The sequence below is a fragment of the Streptomyces sp. NPDC041068 genome (assembly GCF_040647455.1).
Taxonomy (GTDB): Bacteria; Actinomycetota; Actinomycetes; order Streptomycetales; family Streptomycetaceae; genus Streptomyces.
The window spans coordinates 121,792-138,158 of sequence record NZ_JBEZCG010000005.1 but is presented as its reverse complement, the minus strand read 5'-3'; the positions used below and the strand labels follow the sequence as shown (position 1 = coordinate 138,158).

Genomic DNA, 16,367 nt, shown 5'->3' with positions numbered 1-16,367 from the left:
GACGCCCCCCTCCGAAACTAGCGAACTCGAAACGGTCGTTCCTAAAACGAGCGTAATATAGTTGTTCGAAGATTGGTCAGGGAGATGCGAGAAGGAGGCGCGTACGTATGCCCCAGGAACTCACCCAGGTACTCATCCACCGCGGCATCCCCGAAGGCGTCGAGCCGCAGGTCGCCGCCCTGTACTGGGAGGCCTTCGGGCGCAAGCTCGGCGCCGCGCTCGGGCCGCCCGACAAGGGGCGGTCCTTCCTCGCGGCCCATCTGCACCACGACCGCGCCGTCACCGCGCTCGACGGCGAGGGCCGCGTCGTCGGCGTCGCCGGGTACGACCTCGCCGGGCGCGCGCTCACCGGCGGCTCGCCGCTTGACGTCCTGTCCTGCTACGGCCCGCTGAAGGGACTGCCCCGGCTCGCTCTGCTCGCCCTGTTCACGCGCCGCCCCGCCAAGGGCGAGCTCGTCATGGACGGCATCTGCGTGGCCGCGGCGCACCGCGGCTCCGGCATCGGGAGTCTGCTGCTGCGCGAGGTCGCCGCCGTCGCCGCCGAGAACGGCCGCTCCCGGATCCGGCTCGACGTCATCGACGTCAACCCGCGCGCCAGGGCCCTGTACGAACGCCACGGCTTCATCGCCGTGCGGACTCGACAGACCCCGTTTCTGCGTACGTTGATGGGGTTCGGGGCCGTGACGACCATGCGTCGGCGCGTGCACCGTACCGATCCGAACGAAAGAAGCCCCCGATGAAGCCCCCCACCGAGCCCTCGACGAAGTCCGGCCCGGAGCCCTCGACGAAGTCCGGGCCGAAGCGGCCGGAGATTCCCACCCGGCTGCTCGTGCACGCCCTCGTCCGCGAGGACGGGACCGTCGACGCCGGTGAGCTCTACGCCGTCGCCGGACTCCTCGGCATGACCGACCAGCAGGTCCGGCTGTGCGTCAAACGCCTCGTCGCCGAGGGGCGGTTCACGCAGGAGGGGCGGGGGCGCAAGGCCGTCCTGCGGGCCGTGGCCGACGCCACCGGGGCCGTCGCGCCCGACGCCGACCACGTCCGGTACGCCTACCGCCAGGACCACGGGCTCGCGCCCTGGGACGGCACCTGGCACCTGTTCGCGTTCGCCGTGCCGGAAGCGCGCCGCGCCGCCCGCGACTCCCTGCGGGAAACCCTGCTGCACCTGGGCGCCGCGCCGGTCCAGGGCGGTCTCTACGTCAGCGCCAACCCCGTCGCCGAGCTGGTCGAGGCCCAGGCCCGGCACCTCGGCGTACTCGACGCCGTCACGTTCCTCACCAGTACGGACCTGCGCATCGGCGACACCGACGAGCCCCGCCGCCTTGCGGCCGCCATGTGGCCGCTGGACGAGATCGCCGAACGGCACGAGCGCCTCGCCGCGTTCGCCGCCGCGTGCGCCGACCGGATCACGGAACGTCTGCCGGAGGTCGAGCGGCTCACCCTCGCCGTGGAGCTCGCCGCCGAGTTCGCCCGCGCCATGGACCCCGACCCGCTCCTGCCGCCGGAACTGCTCCCCCGGCCCTGGCCCGGCGTCCGCGCCCGCAGGCTCGCCCAGGAGTGCTGGGCCGCCCTCCGCGCCCTCCCCGCGCAGGGCGGCGCCCCCTCGTCCCGCGCCCCGTCGCCCCAGCCTCGCCTGTTCCGCCTCTATGAGGATGCGATCACAGGCGAGGCGATCACGGACAGTACGGTCACGGACAGTACGGTCACGGACAGTGCGATCACGGACAGTGCGATCACGTCACCTGGCGGCCACTGAAGCGTCCGCGGCAGCACCTTCCGGTGCCTCCGACTCCGCCGGCTTCCTCAACGTCGGCGCGCTCGGCCCCTGCGCCCTCCGAAGGCCCAGCAGCGCCACCGCCACCACCAACAGGAACGCCGCCCCGGCAATGGTGAAGCTCAGCGTGAACTGGCTCTCCTGGGGCAACTTCGGCATTCCCGCCGGGAGTTCGATCGTCTTGGAGGCCAGGAGCGACGTGATCATCGCGCTCGCCACCGCGCTGCCGACCGAGCGCGAGATCGAGTTGATGCCGTTGGCTATGCCCGTCTGGTGCGGCGGGACGCTCGCCACGATCAGAGCCGGCATGGAGGCGTAGCCGAAGCTGATCGCCAGGCCGATGACCATGCCCGCGCCGATCACCGACGCCGTGTTGTCGTGCGCCAGGGTCAGCCAGGCGAAGCCGATGACACCGAAACAGGCTCCGGCGGCCAGCGTGCCGCGCGCTCCGACACGACGTACGAGTACGCCGCCGAACGGCGCCCCCACCAGCGAGACCAGCGTCGCCGGAAGGAGATAGACCACCGAGGCGTCGAGCACGGAGGCCCCGAAGCCGTACCCGGCCAGGCCCTCCGGCATCTGCACCAGGTACGAGACGCCGATGAACTGGGCGAACATCGCGAAGCCGAGCAGCAGGCCCGCCAGGTTGGTGAAGAGAACCGGGCGGTGCGCGAACATCTTCATGTCCACCATGGGCTCACGCACACGGCTCTCGGTGAGGACCCAGATCCCCGCCATCACGACCGCGCCCGCGAAGCTGCCGAGCGTGCGGCCGGAGGTCCAGCCCCACTCGTGGCCCTGCGAGATCGGCAGGAGGAGGAGTACGAGGAGCAGGGCCAGCGTGAGCGCGCCCAGCCAGTCGGTCCGCCCGCCCGTCTTCGTACGGGACTTCGGCACCACGTACAGCACACCGAGCAGCGCCACCACGGCGAGGACGACCGCGAGCCAGAACACCCGGTGGTAGTCCGGGTCGGAGCCCTGGGTCAGGAGGCCCGCGCCCACCAGGGCGAGGCCGCTGCCGAACGCCAGCGTGCCGCTGACCAGCGCCATCGCGCCGTGCAGCTTCTCCGGCCTGATCTCCTCGCGCAGCACGGACAGTGCGAGCGGGAAGATCGCGGTCGCCGCGCCCTGCATCACGCGGCCGACGATGAGCCACGTCAGCGAGGTCGTGGTGGCGGCGAGGACCGAGCCCGCGATCATCACGAGCAGCACGCCGACGAGCGTCGGCTTCTTGCCGTGCTGGTCGCCGAAGCGGCCGAGGAGCGGCGTGAACACCGCGGCGGACAGCAGCGTGGCCGTGGTCACCCAGCTGACGTTCGCCGTCGTGGCGTCCAGTTCGCTCTGGATGATGCCGAGGATCGGGACGACCAGCGTCTGCATCATCGAGACGACCATCGCGGCGAGGCCGAGGACCAGGACGAGCGTCGTCCGCCCGGAGGGCCCGGAGGGCGCCGTTCTCTGTTGTGCGTGGGACACGTCGTGCTTCTTTCCGGCTGCTTGAGAACGTCAGTACTTGAAGAGTTCGGTACTTGAGTACGTAGATACTTGAAGACATCAAGTAAGTCCTTTACGTTAAGCGCTAATATTTGAGATGGTCAAGTTTCTGGACGTAAGGTGGATCACATGGCAGGGCGGCCCCCACGCGTCGGCACGGACCAGCTCATGGAGCTGCTCTCGGTGTCGCTCGGCGTCTATTACGGCGACTTCACGGCCGCCGCCGCCCGCGAGAACCTCACCGCGAGCCAGGGCAAGACCCTGACCGTGCTGCGCCGCGGCCCGGCCGCGATGCGGGTGCTCGCCGAGACGCTCTCCTGTGACGCCTCCAACATGACCGGCATCATCGACCGCCTGGAGAAGCGCGGCCTCGTGCGCCGCGAGCCCAGCCCCGGCGACCGGCGCGTCAAGAACGTCGTGCTCACCCCCGAGGGCGAGCACGCCATCGACACCATCCGCGCCAACATGCACACCACGCTGGCCGGACTCGCCTCCCTCAGCGAGGCGGATCAAGAAACGTTGTACGCACTCCTGGAGCGCGCCTTCACGGAAAAAGCCCACGTCAGCGGGACGTGAGCGGCAAAGCAGCGGAACGTGAGCGGCACGCGCCAGAGTGATGCGTGTCAGCACGTCAGGCGCGGTCGTCACCGATCAGTTGTCACAGACCAGGCAATTGCCGCGCCCTTCACTCACGGGGGAAATCCCATGCGTACGTTCCGCAGCCGCACCACTGTCCTCGCCGCCGCAGGCGCCGCCGTGCTGGCTCTGTCCCTCACCGCCTGTGGCGGGGACGACTCCGGCGCGAAGTCCGCGGGGACGGCGACGGCGACCGAGACCACGGTCTCCTCCGACAAGGCCGCCGGCTCCTCCGACTCGACCGACTCGACCGCGAAGAACGGTGACAGCGCGCAGGCCGCCAAGGCCTCCGCCGACGGCAAGCAGGCCGCCGCTGCCGCGCCCGCCTGCACCACCAAGGACGTCTCCCTCAGCGCCGCCCGCCAGGACGGCCCGCCCTACACCCACATCGTCCTGACCGCGAAGAACACCTCGGGCAAGACCTGCACGATGACCGGCTTCCCGGAGATCCAGTTCCTGGAGAGCCACAAGCAGAACGTCCCGGCCGTCGCCAAGAGCAAGCCCGCGTCCCCCGTGGTCCTCAAGGCGGGCGCCCCCGCGTACGCGCTGGTCAAGCTGTCGGACGGCGGCGTCGACGAGAACAACGAGCCCGTCTCCGCCTTCTCCGTGACGCTGCAGGGCGGTGGCGGCATGGCAGCCGTCACGGCGCCGGGCAAGGGCGGCATCGCCGTCGACCCGGCGAAGGCGCTGACCGGCTACTGGACGTACGAGCTGCGCAACGGCGCCGACGACTTCTGATCGGCCTCTCCACCGAGGCTCCTATACCGAGGCCGCCGCATCCTGTGCCCGCTCCGCCGCCCCCCAGGCGAGGCGGGCCAGCGCGGCGGCCTCTTCCGTGCCCTCCTCCGCGCCGAAGACGTGCACGACCAGGCCCGTCTCGCCGGGCGATGCCGGGACGTGGAGCGTTTCGTAGTCGAGGGTGAGCGGGCCCGTCGCCGGGTGCCGCAGCCGCTTGCTGCCCCCGGCGCACATCACGATCTCACCGCTGTCCCAGAAGCCACGGAACTCGGCGCTCCGCTCGCGGAGTTCGGCGACGAGCGCGGCCAGCTCGGTGTCGTCGGGGTAGCGGCCCGCGGCCACCCGCAGCTGGCCCACCGCCTCCGCCGCCCGGTCCGCCCACTCGGGGTACACGTCGCGGGCGGCGGGGTCGAGGAAGAGGAACCGCGCGTTGTTGGGGTCGCGCCGCTCGCCCAGGCCACCCAGTAGTTCGGCACCCGGTGCGTTCCACGCCACCACGTCCAGGCGGTGGTTGGTCGCGAAGGCCGGGAAGTGCGGTACGGAGTCGAGGAGTTGGCGCAGCAGCGGGCTGATCCTGGCCCGCGGCGTGGGCACGCGCTCGGCGGCCGCCAGGGTGGCGAGGTGCCTGCGCTCGGCCGTGTCGAGACCGAGCGCCTCGGCGAGGGCGTCGAGCACTTCGGGGGACGGCTGGGTGGCGCGGCCCTGTTCGATGCGTACGTAGTAGTCCACACTGATCCCGGCGAGCTGGGCCAGCTCTTCGCGCCGAAGGCCGCGCACCCTGCGGCGATTGCCCGTCCTGAGCCCCACGCTCTCCGGTGCGACGCGGCCCCGCCGGGCACGCAGGAATCCGCCGAGGTCCCGCCCGTTGTCATCCATGCGATCAAGTATGGATGGGCCCGCCCCAGAGTGGGCCTCGCAGTACCAGGAACGGCTTTCCTCGGTCGAACAGAGTGCTGGCTGCCGGATCGCGCCCGGGAGAGCCTGACGGCATGAAGATTCTCGTCGTCAGCGCCCACCCCGAGCCCCGCTCCCTCAACGCCTCCCTTGCCCGCTTCGCCGTCGACCACCTGCGGGAGGCCGGTCACGAGGTGCGGGTCTCGGACCTGTACGCAATGAAGTGGAAGGCGACGGTCGACGCCGATGACTTCCCCGACGAGTTCCCCGGCGCGTTCTCCGACAAGTCCTCCGCCGATTTCCCCGCCAAGTCCTCCGCCGAGTTCTCCGACGACCAGGGGCGCCTGCACGTGATGGCCGCGTCAGAGCGCGCCACGCTCGCCGGCCGGCTCTCCCCTGACATCGCCGAGGAGCAGGAGAAGGTGCGCTGGGCGGACGCGATCGTCCTGCAGTTCCCGCTGTGGTGGTTCTCGGTCCCCGCGATCCTGAAGGGCTGGATCGACCGGGTGTTCACCGCCGGATTCGCCTACGGCCCCGCGGTCCCGCCGCCGTACAGCAACGGCCCTCTCGCCGGGAAGCGGGCGCTGGTGTCGGTGACCGCGGGCGCGCGGGCGGGGGCCTTCTCGGACCGCGGCATCCACGGCGAACTGACCGACGTGCTCCACCCGTTGCAGCACGGCCTGTTCTGGTTCACCGGCATGGCACCGCTCGAACCCTTCGCGATGTACGAGACCAACGCCCTGCCCGAGGAGCGGTTCGAGGAGGCCCGGCAGGCGTACGCGGCCCGGCTCGACCGGCTCTTCACCGACGAGCCCGTCCCCTACCGCACGCTCGTCGGCGGCGACTACGACCACGACATGCGGCTGCTCCCGGACGTCGAGGAGCCGGGCACGACCGGCCTCGCGCTGCACACCCACCCGAGCGGCCGCTGAACCGCGCGCACCCGTGCCGCTGACTCCCGCACAAAGGGGCGCCCCGGGCCGCGCAGGCCCAGGGCGCCCCTCAACTGCCGTGAGAATCAGGCGGCTTCGTTCCTCCGCCTCCTCATCGCCGCCACGATCCACGCGCCCACGCCCACCAGGACGATCGCCGCGCCACCCGCGAGCAGCGTCCGCGTGCGGCCGCGGTCACCGGTCTCCGGGAGCACCGGCGGCGGCTTGATCGGGTCGATGACCTCCGGCGGCACCGGACCGCCGGTGCAGTCCGGGTCGGTCGAGCCCTCCGGGCAGTTGCCGCCCGTGCCGTCCGGCGTGATCACCCGGTTGGCGATCCTGCCGTCGCCGGAGCCCTTCGGCTTGACCGTCACCGAGTACGTGACCGTCGCCCGCTCACCGGGCTGCAGGTCGCCGGTCCAGATCAGCGTCGGCGACTCGAAACGGGTCGAGCCCGCGCTGCCACCCGCGTCGCCGTTGTACGTCGCGTCGTCGAGGACATCGCTCAGGTCGTCGCTGAACGTGGCCCCCTCGTACGGCGCCGAGCCGGTGTTGGTGACGGTCACCGTGTAGGTGATCTTCTCGCCCGGCCTGACCTTTTCCTTGGCGTCGCTCTGCTTCTTGACCGTCAGCTGCATGATGGGGCTCGGCCCCGTCGAGCAGTCCGGGTCGATCGGCCCGAGCAGCAGCGCCCTGGCGGCCCTCGCGGGCATCGGCAGCGGGCAGTTGGTGCCGGGCGTGCTCGACGTGACGGAGTTGGTCAGCTTCTTGTCTCCCTTGACCGGGTTGTCGACGGTGATCGAGTAGGTCACCGTGACGGTCCCGCCCGCCGGTACGTCGCCGGTCCACGTCAGCGTGGGCCGTTCGTAGCCGACGTCGCCCGAGGTGGCCTCGGCGTCGCCGTTGTAGGCGGCGTCGTCGAGCACCCCGCTCAGGTCGTCGGAGAACGTGGCGCCCCGGTAGACGCTCTCGCCCTCGTTGAGGACCTTGACGGTGTAGGTGACCTTGCCGCCCGCGGTGGCCGCGCCGCTCGGGTCGGCCGTCTTGACGAAGCGGATGACGGGGATGCCGCCCTCCTCACCGCCGCCGGTGGTGCAGTCCGGGTCCTTCGAGCCGGGCGGGCAGTTGGAGCCCGGCACGTCCGAAGTCACCGTGTTCTTCAGTGACTTGTTGCCCTTCGGCGGCGCGCCGACGGTCACCGAGTACGTCACCGTCACCTTCTGCCCGGCGGCCAGATCACCGCTCCAGGTCAGCTTGGGCTCCGCGTACGCGACCGTGCCGTGCGGCTTGCCCGCCGACACCGCCTCCGCGTCGTTGTTGTACGTCGCGTCGTCCACCACGTCGGTCAGGTCGTCGGTGAACTTCACGTCCGGGTAGGCACCCTTGCCGTCGTTCTCGACGGTGACGGTGTACGTCACCTTCTGCCCCGGGGCGGGGTTCTTGGGCGACATCACCTTCTTGTAGACGAGGTTCGGCAGACCGCCTTCGTTCTCGCCGGTGGTGCAGTCCGGGTCCTTCGAACCCGGCGGACAGTTCGACCCCTCGACGCCCGACGTCACCGTGTTCTTCAGGGACTTGTTGCCCTTCGGAGGCTCGTGGACGGTCACCGAGTAGGTGAGCGTCACGGTCTTCCCCTCGGCCACATCGCCGGTCCAGGCCAGTTCGGGCTCCTTGTACTTCACGGTGCCGTGGTCGCTGCCCTCCAGGAGCGCCTTCTCGTCCTGGTTGTACGTGGCGTCGTCGATGAGGTCCGAGAGGTCGTCGGTGAACTTCACCCCGGGGTAGGGGGCGTTGCCGTCGTTCTTCAGGGTCACGGTGTAGGTGACCTTCTGACCCGGCAGCGGATTCTTCGGCGACATCACCTTCTTGAAGACGAGGTTCGGCAGACCACCGCCCTCCTCACCACCACTGCCACAGTCCGGATCCTTCGAACCCGGCGGACAGTTCGACCCCTCCACATCCGACGTCACCGTGTTCTTCAGGGACTTGTTGCCCTTCGGCGGCGAATCGACGGTCACCGAGTACGTGAGCGTCACCTTCTGCCCCTTGGCCAGGTCACCGCTCCAGGTCAGCTTCGGCTCGGCGTACTTCACCGTGCCGTGGTCGCTGCCACCCGAGACCGCCTTCTCATCCCCGTTGTACGTCGCGTCGTCCACGACATCCGACAGGTCATCCGTGAACTTCACACCCGGATAGGCACCTTCGCCGTCGTTCTCGACCGTCACCGTGTACGAGACCTTCTGACCCGGCAGCGGATTCTTCGGCGACATCACCTTCTTGAAGACGAGGTTCGGCAGACCACCGCCCTCCTCACCACCACTGCCACAGTCCGGATCCTTCGAACCCGGCGGACAGTTCGACCCCTCCACATCCGACGTCACCGTGTTCTTCAGGATCTTGTTCCCCTTCGGCGGCGAATCGACGGTCACCGAGTACGTCACCGTGACGGTCTGCCCGGCCGCGAGATCGCCGTTCCAGGTCAGCTTCGGCTCGGCGTACGCCACGGTGCCGTGGTCGCTGCCACCCGAGACCGCCTTCTCGTCCCCGTTGTACGTCGCGTCGTCCACGACATCCGACAGGTCATCCGTGAACTTCACACCCGGATAGGCACCCTTGCCGTCGTTCTCGACGGTGACGGTGTAGGTGACCTTCTGACCCGGCAGCGGATTCTTCGGCGACATCACCTTCTTGAAGACGAGGTTCGGCAGACCACCGCCCTCCTCACCACCACTGCCACAGTCCGGATCCTTCGAACCCGGCGGACAGTTCGACCCCTCCACATCCGACGTCACCGTGTTCTTCAGGGACTTGTTGCCCTTCGGCGGCGAATCGACGGTCACCGAGTACGTCACCGTCACGACCTGCCCCTTGGCCAGGTCACCGCTCCAGGTCAGCTTCGGCTCGGCGTACTTCACCGTGCCGTGGTCGCTGCCACCCGAGACCGCCTTCTCATCCCCGTTGTACGTCGCGTCGTCCACGACATCCGACAGGTCATCCGTGAACTTCACACCCGGATAGGCGGCTTCGCCGTCGTTCTCGACCGTCACCGTGTACGAGACCTTCTGACCCGGCAGCGGATTCTTCGGCGACATCACCTTCTTGAACTTCAGGCTCGGGATGCCGCCCTCGTCACCACCGCCGGTGGAGCACTTCGGATCCGTGGAACCGGGCGGGCAGTTGGTGCCCGGCACATCGGAGCTGACGACGTTCTTGAGCTTCTTGTCGCCCTTCGGCGGCGAATCGACCTTCACCTTGTACGTGACGGTCGCGGTCCTGCCCGCCGGGACGTCACCGCTCCAGCTCAGCTTCGGCTTCGCGTACGCGGCCGCGCCGATGTCCGCCGTCTCGCTGTTCGCCACGTACGTCGCGTCGTCCACGACGTCCGTCAGGTCGTCCTCGAACTTCGCTCCGGTGTACGTGACCGAGCCGGTGTTCTCCACCTTCACCGTGTACGTGATCTCCTGGCCCGGCAGGGGCTTGGTGGTGGAGACGGACTTGGTGATCCGCAGGCTCCTGGTGCCGAGCTCGTTCTCGCTCTCGTGCACACAAGGGCCCTTCTTGTCAGGGCAGTTGCTGTCCTCGGAGCCACTGGGCCCGGTGACCTTGGCCGTGTTCTTGACCGGGTCCTTGCCCGGGTCGGCCTTGAGGGTCCCGGTGATGGTGATCACCGCGGACTTGCCCGCGGGGATGGTGGCGACCGTCGTGCTGACCGAGTTGCCCGTGCCCGAGCCGCAGGCCGTCGTGCCATCGACCGTGCACTGCCAGGTCACGTCCGTGTAGTTGGCGGGGACGGTGTCCTCGATCTTGACGCCGAGCGCGTCCGAGGGGCCCTTGTTGGTGGTGGTGACGGTGTAGGTGACCTGCTGGCCGACCGTGAGCGGGTCGGGGCGCGCCTCCTTCTTGGCCTCCAGGGCGATCTTGCGGCCGCTGACGGTCAGTTGGTTGGTGTCCTTGTTGTTGGCCTTCCATTCGTCGGGCTCGTTCGAGGTGGTGCTGGTGGTCGCCGTGCCCGTGGTCTTCGTGCCCGGGGCGGCGTCCGCCGGGACCTTGAGCTTGAAGGTGTGCTTCTTGTTCTGCCCCGCGCCCAGGTCACCGATGGTGCAGGTGACGGGCCCGGTCTCACCGCCCGTGCAGCCCGCCGGCAGCGAGGACGTGTCGACCGTCGTGCCCGGCGGGATATCGTAGACCGTCTTGACGCCCTTGGCGTCGTTGGGCCCGTCGTTGGTGGTGGTCAGGGTGACGTCGCCGCTGGAGCCCGGCGCGATGGTCAGGTCGTTGACGTCGACCTTGATGTCGACCGTCTCGCCGATGTTGGTCGTCGTGGTGTTGGTCTTGCGCTCGGTGGTGTCCGAGCCGTCCGGGGTCTCCTTCCAGCCCGCGGTGGCCTGGTTGATGACCTTGCTGCCGCCCGCCGCCCTGGCGATCTTGACCTTGTACGTCATCTTCCAGGTCTCGCCGGGTGCCACCTTCCTCGGGTTGCTGCCCGCGCCGATGGGTGCCGTGACCCGCTTGTTGGCGCTGTCGTAGCCGTCGGCGTCCGAGACGGCCGTCGTGGAGCCGTCGGGCTTGACGACCTTGATGGAACCGGGGACGTAGTCCGAGTTGGCCGGGATCGGGTCCCGCAGGAAGGCGTCGAACGCGTCGTCGCCGCCCTCGTTCTTCGCCTCGACGGTGTACGTCAGGACGTCCGTCGGCTGCGACGGGTCCCGGTCGGGGTTCCTGGTCACCGACTTCTTCGTGGTCAGACAGCCCGGCGTACCGAAGCGGACGCCGTCGAGGAAGTTGCCGATGGCGTTGCCGCCGACGCTCCTGACCGACGCGAAGGCGAAGCGCGTGATGCGCTGGCCCGCGGGCACCGTGTACGTGCCGCGGTACTCCTTCCAGGCGCCGGTGCCGGTGGTGATGTCGGCGCCGGTCGCACCGGTCGGGACCTGCGCGACGAGGGTGCCGTCCGACGGGCCGATCCTCACCTGCATGGTGTCGTTGCCCTGGCGGCCCCGGTGGAAGATCCGCCAGTTCATCTTCAGGCCTGGCGTGGTGCTCAGGTCCTGGTAGAGCGTGGAGACCTGGTTGGCGTTGAGCTCGGCCCACTGCCGGCCGTCGGCCGCGGTGATGCTGCCCGCCGGGGTGTTCGGACCCTGCCAGATCTCGATCTTGCGGTCGGTGGCGGTGGTGCGCCAGCCCGGCACGTTCGGTGCGGGCTGGCCGGCGTCGCCGTAGAACTGCACGCTGGAGGTGTTCACCGGCGACTCGAAGCTGCCGTTGGTCAGCTCGGCGATCTTCGGGCAGTCACTGGCGGGGCCGACGGTCAGGGTCACCGAGGAGCTCGTGACCGCGTCGGTCAGCTCGTCCGACGTCGCCGACGAGGCCGTGTTGGTGACCTGACCCTGCTTGGTGGTCTTCGCCACCAGGTTGAAGGTCTTGGTCTCGTCCTTCTTCAGGTCCCCCGCGCTCCACACGCCGGTGGAGGAGTTGTACGTGCCGCCCGAGTCGTCCGACACATACGTCAGACCGTCCGGGAGCTTGTCGTCGACCTTGACTCCCGTGGTGTCGTCCGGGCCCGTGTTCTTCACGGAGATCGTGAAGAGGACCTCGTCGCCCAGGCGGGGCGTCGTGGTGTCCACGGTCTTGGAGATCTCCAGGTTGGCGGCCTTGGCCACCGTCATCGTGTAGTCCTCGACCTCACCGGAGTCGGCCCAGCCGCCCGGCTTCTGGGTCGCGGTGGCGTCGTACCCGAGGCGGATGCGGGCCGGGTGGGTCCCCGACTTCACATCGCTCGGCACCGTCCAGGTCAGCTTGGCCGTGGTGGCGCCCGCGGCGGGAGCCGCAGAGGCGCGCTCGCCGTCGTCCAGGGTGCCGTTGCCGTTCCAGTCCACCCAGCCGGACAGCGTCGAGGCCGAGGGCGAGGTGAGCGCGACGTCGACCGCGTACGAGGAACCGGCCTTGTTCGCGCCGACAGCGGGCCAGGAGGCGACGCCGTCCGCGTCGTCGTCCGCCTTGATCCCGGGGTTGGTGATCACCGTGTCCGGGCTGTCGCCGGTGGACGCGGCGCCGAGCTTCAGGTCGGAGAGGGTGTGCGAGGCCGCGGGCAGATCGGCGGAGTTGGAGAAGTCCTCGTCGACGGTGGCCATGAAGCGGACGCCGTCGCCGGTCGTGCTGCCCGCGTTGTTGCGGGTGTCCACGGCGAGCGTGAGGCTGCTGACGGTACCGGTGACACCGACCGTGCCGCAGCCCGAGGCGACGATGGTCGACGTGGTGGCCGCGGTGCAGCTGGCGTTCGCGGTGCTGTACGTGTTGGAGATCTCGGTGTCGGAGACCGTCCAGTCCGTGAACCCCGCCAGCTTGCTCAGCGTGGGCGATGCCGATGCGGGAGCGCTGTCCGAGAGGCGGAGCCGCATGTTGCCGCCGGGCTGGGCCCCCATGCCCGCGATGTGCAGCCGCGGGTTGCGCACCGGGCGGTTGAAGGTGAACGTCACCGTGCCGCGCTCGGTGTAGCTGGTGCTGCCGCCCGTGGGCCACAGGACGCCGACGGACGCGGAGCCGGTGAGGCCGGAGGGCGACGTGACCGTGCCGCCGTCGAGGGCGTTGGCGGAGGCGTTCTGCAACGCGCCGGTCGAGGTGATGGCGACCGTGGTGCCACTGGGCAGCGTGCCGGTGCCGCCGGTGCCGGAGACGCTGTAACTGCCCGCCTTCTGGGCGCGCTTGCCGGACAGTGGGGTGCCGTTGTCCAGGGGGAGCTCGTCGGCTTCGGGCTTCTTCCCCTCCTCGGACTCCTTCCCCTCCTCGGACTCCTTCTCGTCCTCGGACTTCTTCTTGCCCTTGGCCTTGGCCTCCTCGTCCTTGCCTTTGCCCTTGGCCCCGGCCTTGTCCTTGGACTTGGACTTGGACTCGGGCTTCTCCTCGGGCTCCCGCTCAGCCTTGGTGGCCTTCGGCTCCTCGGCTTCGGGCTCGGTCTCGGCGTCGGCCTCGCGCGACGCCGACGCCGAGGCCGAAGCACTCGGAGAGGCCTGGTCCGCGGCAGGACCCGTGGTCGCCGGTGCGCTCGCCGAGGTGCTGGGCGACGGGCCGGAGTCCTCCACCGACCACGCCGCTTCCAGCCCGACCAGCTGACCGCTCACCACCGCCATGACGAGCGCCGTACGCATGGTGCGGCGTACGCGCCGTCTGTACCGCTCGCCCAGCGCCATGCGCTGGACGAACGCCCGGGTCACTTCCATGTGCCTAACCTCACGCCATCTCGGACCGACCGAATCGTCAAGGCACATTTGATGAAAAGTACGAGGAAATACTTTATGGCACTCTCGAACTGTCACTCGGGCGGCCGCATCTGACCACCCATCAGACGGCTTGGTCAGGGATGGTAGGCCCGCACAGCAGCACGGCGGGACCGTTCGGTCCCGCCGTGCTGTGGTTCCGCCAGGGGGTGGGTCAGCGCGCCTGAAGCCGTCCGAGGCGCGGCACCGGGCCGAACTTGCCGTGTTCGTAGTCCCGGTAGGCCTGGTAGATCTCGGCCTCGCTGTTCATGACGAACGGGCCACCGGCCACCACCGGTTCGCGGATCGGCTCGCCCGCGAAGAGCATCACCTTGCTCGGCACGTCGCTCCGGCCGGTGGTGAGCCTCAGGGCGCTGACGCCTCCGTTCGCGCCCGCCACCGGGTCCGACCAGGCCGTCTCGCCCTCGGCCGTGCGGCGCCCGCAGACCGTGACCTCGCCCGTGACGACGTACGCGAAGGCACGGTCGTGCGCGGCGATGAGCTGGGTGTAGTCCGTCTCCGGGTCCAGGGTGATGAGCAGGCCGAGGACCGGGTGCTGGTTCTGGGCCGGGCCTCGGGCACCGCCCGTCTCGCCCGAGACGACCTTCACCGTGACGCCGGGTTCGGCGTACGTGGCGTACGTCTTCGCGTACAGGTCCTGGTAGTGGGTGTCGACCAGCTTCTTGGTGGCGGGCAGGTTCAGCCAGAGCTGGAGCGTGTGAACGTACTCGTTCCTGAAGGCGAGTTCGCGGTGGATGATGCCGTGGCCCGCCGTCATCCACTGGGTGTCGCCCTCCTCCAGGGCGCCGGCGTTGCCGAGGCTGTCGCCGTGTTCCAGTACGCCGCCGAGGACCACCGTCACGGTCTCCAGGCCCCGGTGCGGATGCCAGTCGAAGCCGGACTGGGAGAACCAGTCCTCGGCCATCAGCAGGAAGGGGTCCGTGCGGCGGAAGTCGCCGGGGGCGATCACCAGGGCCTTGTTGTCGACCTGGGTGTCGGGGCCCGCGACCAGGCGGCGCTCGATGCGGTCGACGGTGCGGGTGGTGATCGGGTCGCCGACGCCGGGCATCGGGCCGCCGCTACCGGGTGAGGTCATGGGGGTCTCCTCCACGTGCTCTGCGTACAGCCACGTGCTCCACGTACCAGCTTCGAACAGGCTCGCGGTTCGTGCCAACCCGGAGCGGCGGACTCGTGAGGGCGGGTCTCAGGACTTGTCGGTCAGGATGGCGTCGACGCGCTGCAGCACGGGCCGGCACTCCTCGTCCAGCCGGTCCAGGTCCAGGCCCTCGTCGCCGAGGACCACCAGCAGCGCCGCGTCCCCGACCGCGTACACCGCCGTGCAGCCCCGGCTGCCGTGCGCCACCGTGCCGCGCAGTGTGCCGCGGCCGGTGGCCTGTGCCATCCGCTGGGCCAGACCGAGCGTGGCCGCGGCGAGGGCCGCCAGGCCGTTCACCTCGATGCCGTCGTCCGTGTCGGCCTCGATGAGCAGGCCGTCGATGGCTGCCACCGCCGTGTCCGTGATACCCGCCAACTGCTCGCGCAGCGCCTGCATTTCGGCGGTCAGAGCTTCATGGTCCATTCAGTGGACCCCCCTTGTTCTCGCATACCGGTGCACGAGGTCTCTCCCCTCCTCGGAAGAACCCTCGCCAGCCCACCGCGGGATCGTCCACGGCGGGAGTCCTGGTCCTGCCGCTGGCCCCTGGGCTGCGGCGGGGAAGTCCCGGGGAGCGGCCCGTCTCCACGGGGAGTGCCTCACCGCCGGGCTGTCGGCGGTACAGGGGCGGGGCGGCCGTGCGCGAGCCGGGTCCGGCGGAGCCGCGGGGCTTCGCCACGGCCCGCAGCAGCAGGCCCTCGCCGAGCATCAGTGCGGTCTCCACCGTCACCGCGTGGACGCCCCTGCCGAGGAGGAACGCGATGTCGCGCGGGGTGCGCCGCCCGTCGGCGAGCCGCAGGATCTCCCGGCGCTCGGCAGGGCAGGGGCCCACCGCGAGGCCGGTGCCCGCCGGGGCCCGCACCGGCCGGTCCCGGTGCGGCAGCACGGCGTACGGAAGGGCGGCCAGCGCCGTCAGCTTCCCGACGGCCTCCCGCAGCAGCGGGCCGGGTTCCTCGCCCCGGCCGCACGGGACGGCCACCGTGCCCCGCCCGGACGGGACGGCCACCGTCACGCCGCCCGTCGCCGTCGCCCCGCCCCCCGCATCCATCACGCAGTCGCCCACCTCCCCCGCAAGGACCGCGAACACCGCGTCCCGCGTCGCGAGCGCCTCGACGAGCCGCCGGTCGCCAGGCCGGTCGCCCGTCCGATCGCTCGGCCACCCCGCGCGCAGCAGCACCTCGGGCCCCGGAGCGCCGGGGCTCTCCACCGCGACCACGCGGCCCCGCGCGAGGCGGAACAGACCGCCGGGCCTGCCGAGGACCCGCAGCCCGCCGGTGACCGCATAGGCCTCGCAGTCGGCGAGGGCGCGGGACAGCAGGGCATACCCGACCGGGTCGAGGAGTTCACACGGATCCGGCATCGACACCCCCTGAAACACGCTCTGACCGCACCGGACTTCGCGCATGTCTACCAACCGGCGACGGCATTCCCCAGAGGTCCGTCCAAGGTGACGGAAGATGCCCGGAAGCACCGATCACATTGCCGAATTACGT

General features: G+C 70.0%; 11 protein-coding genes. 5 read left to right on the top strand and 6 right to left on the bottom strand.

Annotation, left to right across the window (positions count from 1 at the left end; all coding sequences use genetic code 11):
* Positions 1 to 107 precede the first annotated feature (107 nt).
* Positions 108 to 740, top strand: a complete 633-nt coding sequence (locus AB0B50_RS13040) for a GNAT family N-acetyltransferase (RefSeq protein WP_362329506.1) — start codon at positions 108 to 110, stop codon at positions 738 to 740.
* Complete coding sequence (locus AB0B50_RS13035) at positions 737 to 1,756, top strand: PaaX family transcriptional regulator C-terminal domain-containing protein (RefSeq protein ID WP_362329503.1); 1,020 nt, start codon at positions 737 to 739, stop codon at positions 1,754 to 1,756. The genes AB0B50_RS13040 and AB0B50_RS13035 overlap by 4 nt, the downstream gene beginning before the upstream one ends.
* On the opposite strand, the gene AB0B50_RS13030 is transcribed toward AB0B50_RS13035, so the two are convergent.
* Complete coding sequence (locus AB0B50_RS13030; RefSeq protein WP_362329500.1) at positions 1,739 to 3,250, bottom strand: MFS transporter; 1,512 nt, start codon at positions 3,248 to 3,250, stop codon at positions 1,739 to 1,741. The two genes, AB0B50_RS13035 and AB0B50_RS13030, sit on opposite strands and share 18 nt — an antisense overlap.
* 186 nt (positions 3,251 to 3,436) lie before the next feature.
* On the opposite strand from AB0B50_RS13030, the gene AB0B50_RS13025 reads away from it, so the two are divergent.
* The gene (locus AB0B50_RS13025) at positions 3,437 to 3,844 is read left to right on the top strand and encodes a MarR family transcriptional regulator (RefSeq protein WP_362330391.1); all 408 of its coding nucleotides are present in this window, start codon (positions 3,437 to 3,439) and stop codon (positions 3,842 to 3,844) included.
* 129 nt (positions 3,845 to 3,973) lie between these two features.
* Entirely contained in the window at positions 3,974 to 4,642 is a 669-nt protein-coding gene (locus AB0B50_RS13020) for a DUF4232 domain-containing protein (RefSeq protein ID WP_362329498.1), read from the top strand.
* A gap of 21 nt (positions 4,643 to 4,663) precedes the next feature.
* Here the strand turns inward: AB0B50_RS13020 and AB0B50_RS13015 are convergent, their stop codons facing one another.
* Positions 4,664 to 5,518 carry a helix-turn-helix transcriptional regulator gene (locus tag AB0B50_RS13015; RefSeq protein ID WP_362329495.1) on the bottom strand — a complete coding sequence of 285 codons (855 nt, stop codon included), beginning with the start codon at positions 5,516 to 5,518 and terminating at the stop codon, positions 4,664 to 4,666.
* Between the two features lie 113 nt (positions 5,519 to 5,631).
* Between AB0B50_RS13015 and AB0B50_RS13010 the strand changes: the two genes are divergently transcribed.
* Positions 5,632 to 6,468: an NAD(P)H-dependent oxidoreductase gene (locus AB0B50_RS13010; protein ID WP_362329492.1), complete on the top strand. Its 837-nt coding sequence runs from the start codon at positions 5,632 to 5,634 to the stop codon at positions 6,466 to 6,468.
* Between the two features lie 86 nt (positions 6,469 to 6,554).
* On the opposite strand, the gene AB0B50_RS13005 is transcribed toward AB0B50_RS13010, so the two are convergent.
* The 4 genes from AB0B50_RS13005 to AB0B50_RS12990 form a co-directional block, all read right to left on the bottom strand.
* Positions 6,555 to 13,685 carry a GEVED domain-containing protein gene (locus tag AB0B50_RS13005; protein ID WP_362329489.1) on the bottom strand — a complete coding sequence of 2,377 codons (7,131 nt, stop codon included), beginning with the start codon at positions 13,683 to 13,685 and terminating at the stop codon, positions 6,555 to 6,557.
* Positions 13,686 to 13,896: 211 nt separating this feature from the next.
* The gene (locus AB0B50_RS13000) at positions 13,897 to 14,817 is read right to left on the bottom strand and encodes a pirin family protein (RefSeq protein WP_362329486.1); all 921 of its coding nucleotides are present in this window, start codon (positions 14,815 to 14,817) and stop codon (positions 13,897 to 13,899) included.
* Between the two features lie 108 nt (positions 14,818 to 14,925).
* Positions 14,926 to 15,300: a roadblock/LC7 domain-containing protein gene (locus AB0B50_RS12995; protein ID WP_362329483.1), complete on the bottom strand. Its 375-nt coding sequence runs from the start codon at positions 15,298 to 15,300 to the stop codon at positions 14,926 to 14,928.
* A complete protein-coding gene (locus tag AB0B50_RS12990) occupies positions 15,290 to 16,234 on the bottom strand; it encodes a MarR family transcriptional regulator (protein ID WP_362329480.1) in 945 nt (314 codons plus the stop codon). Before AB0B50_RS12990 ends, AB0B50_RS12995 begins: the two co-directional genes overlap by 11 nt.
* Positions 16,235 to 16,367: the final 133 nt, after the last annotated feature.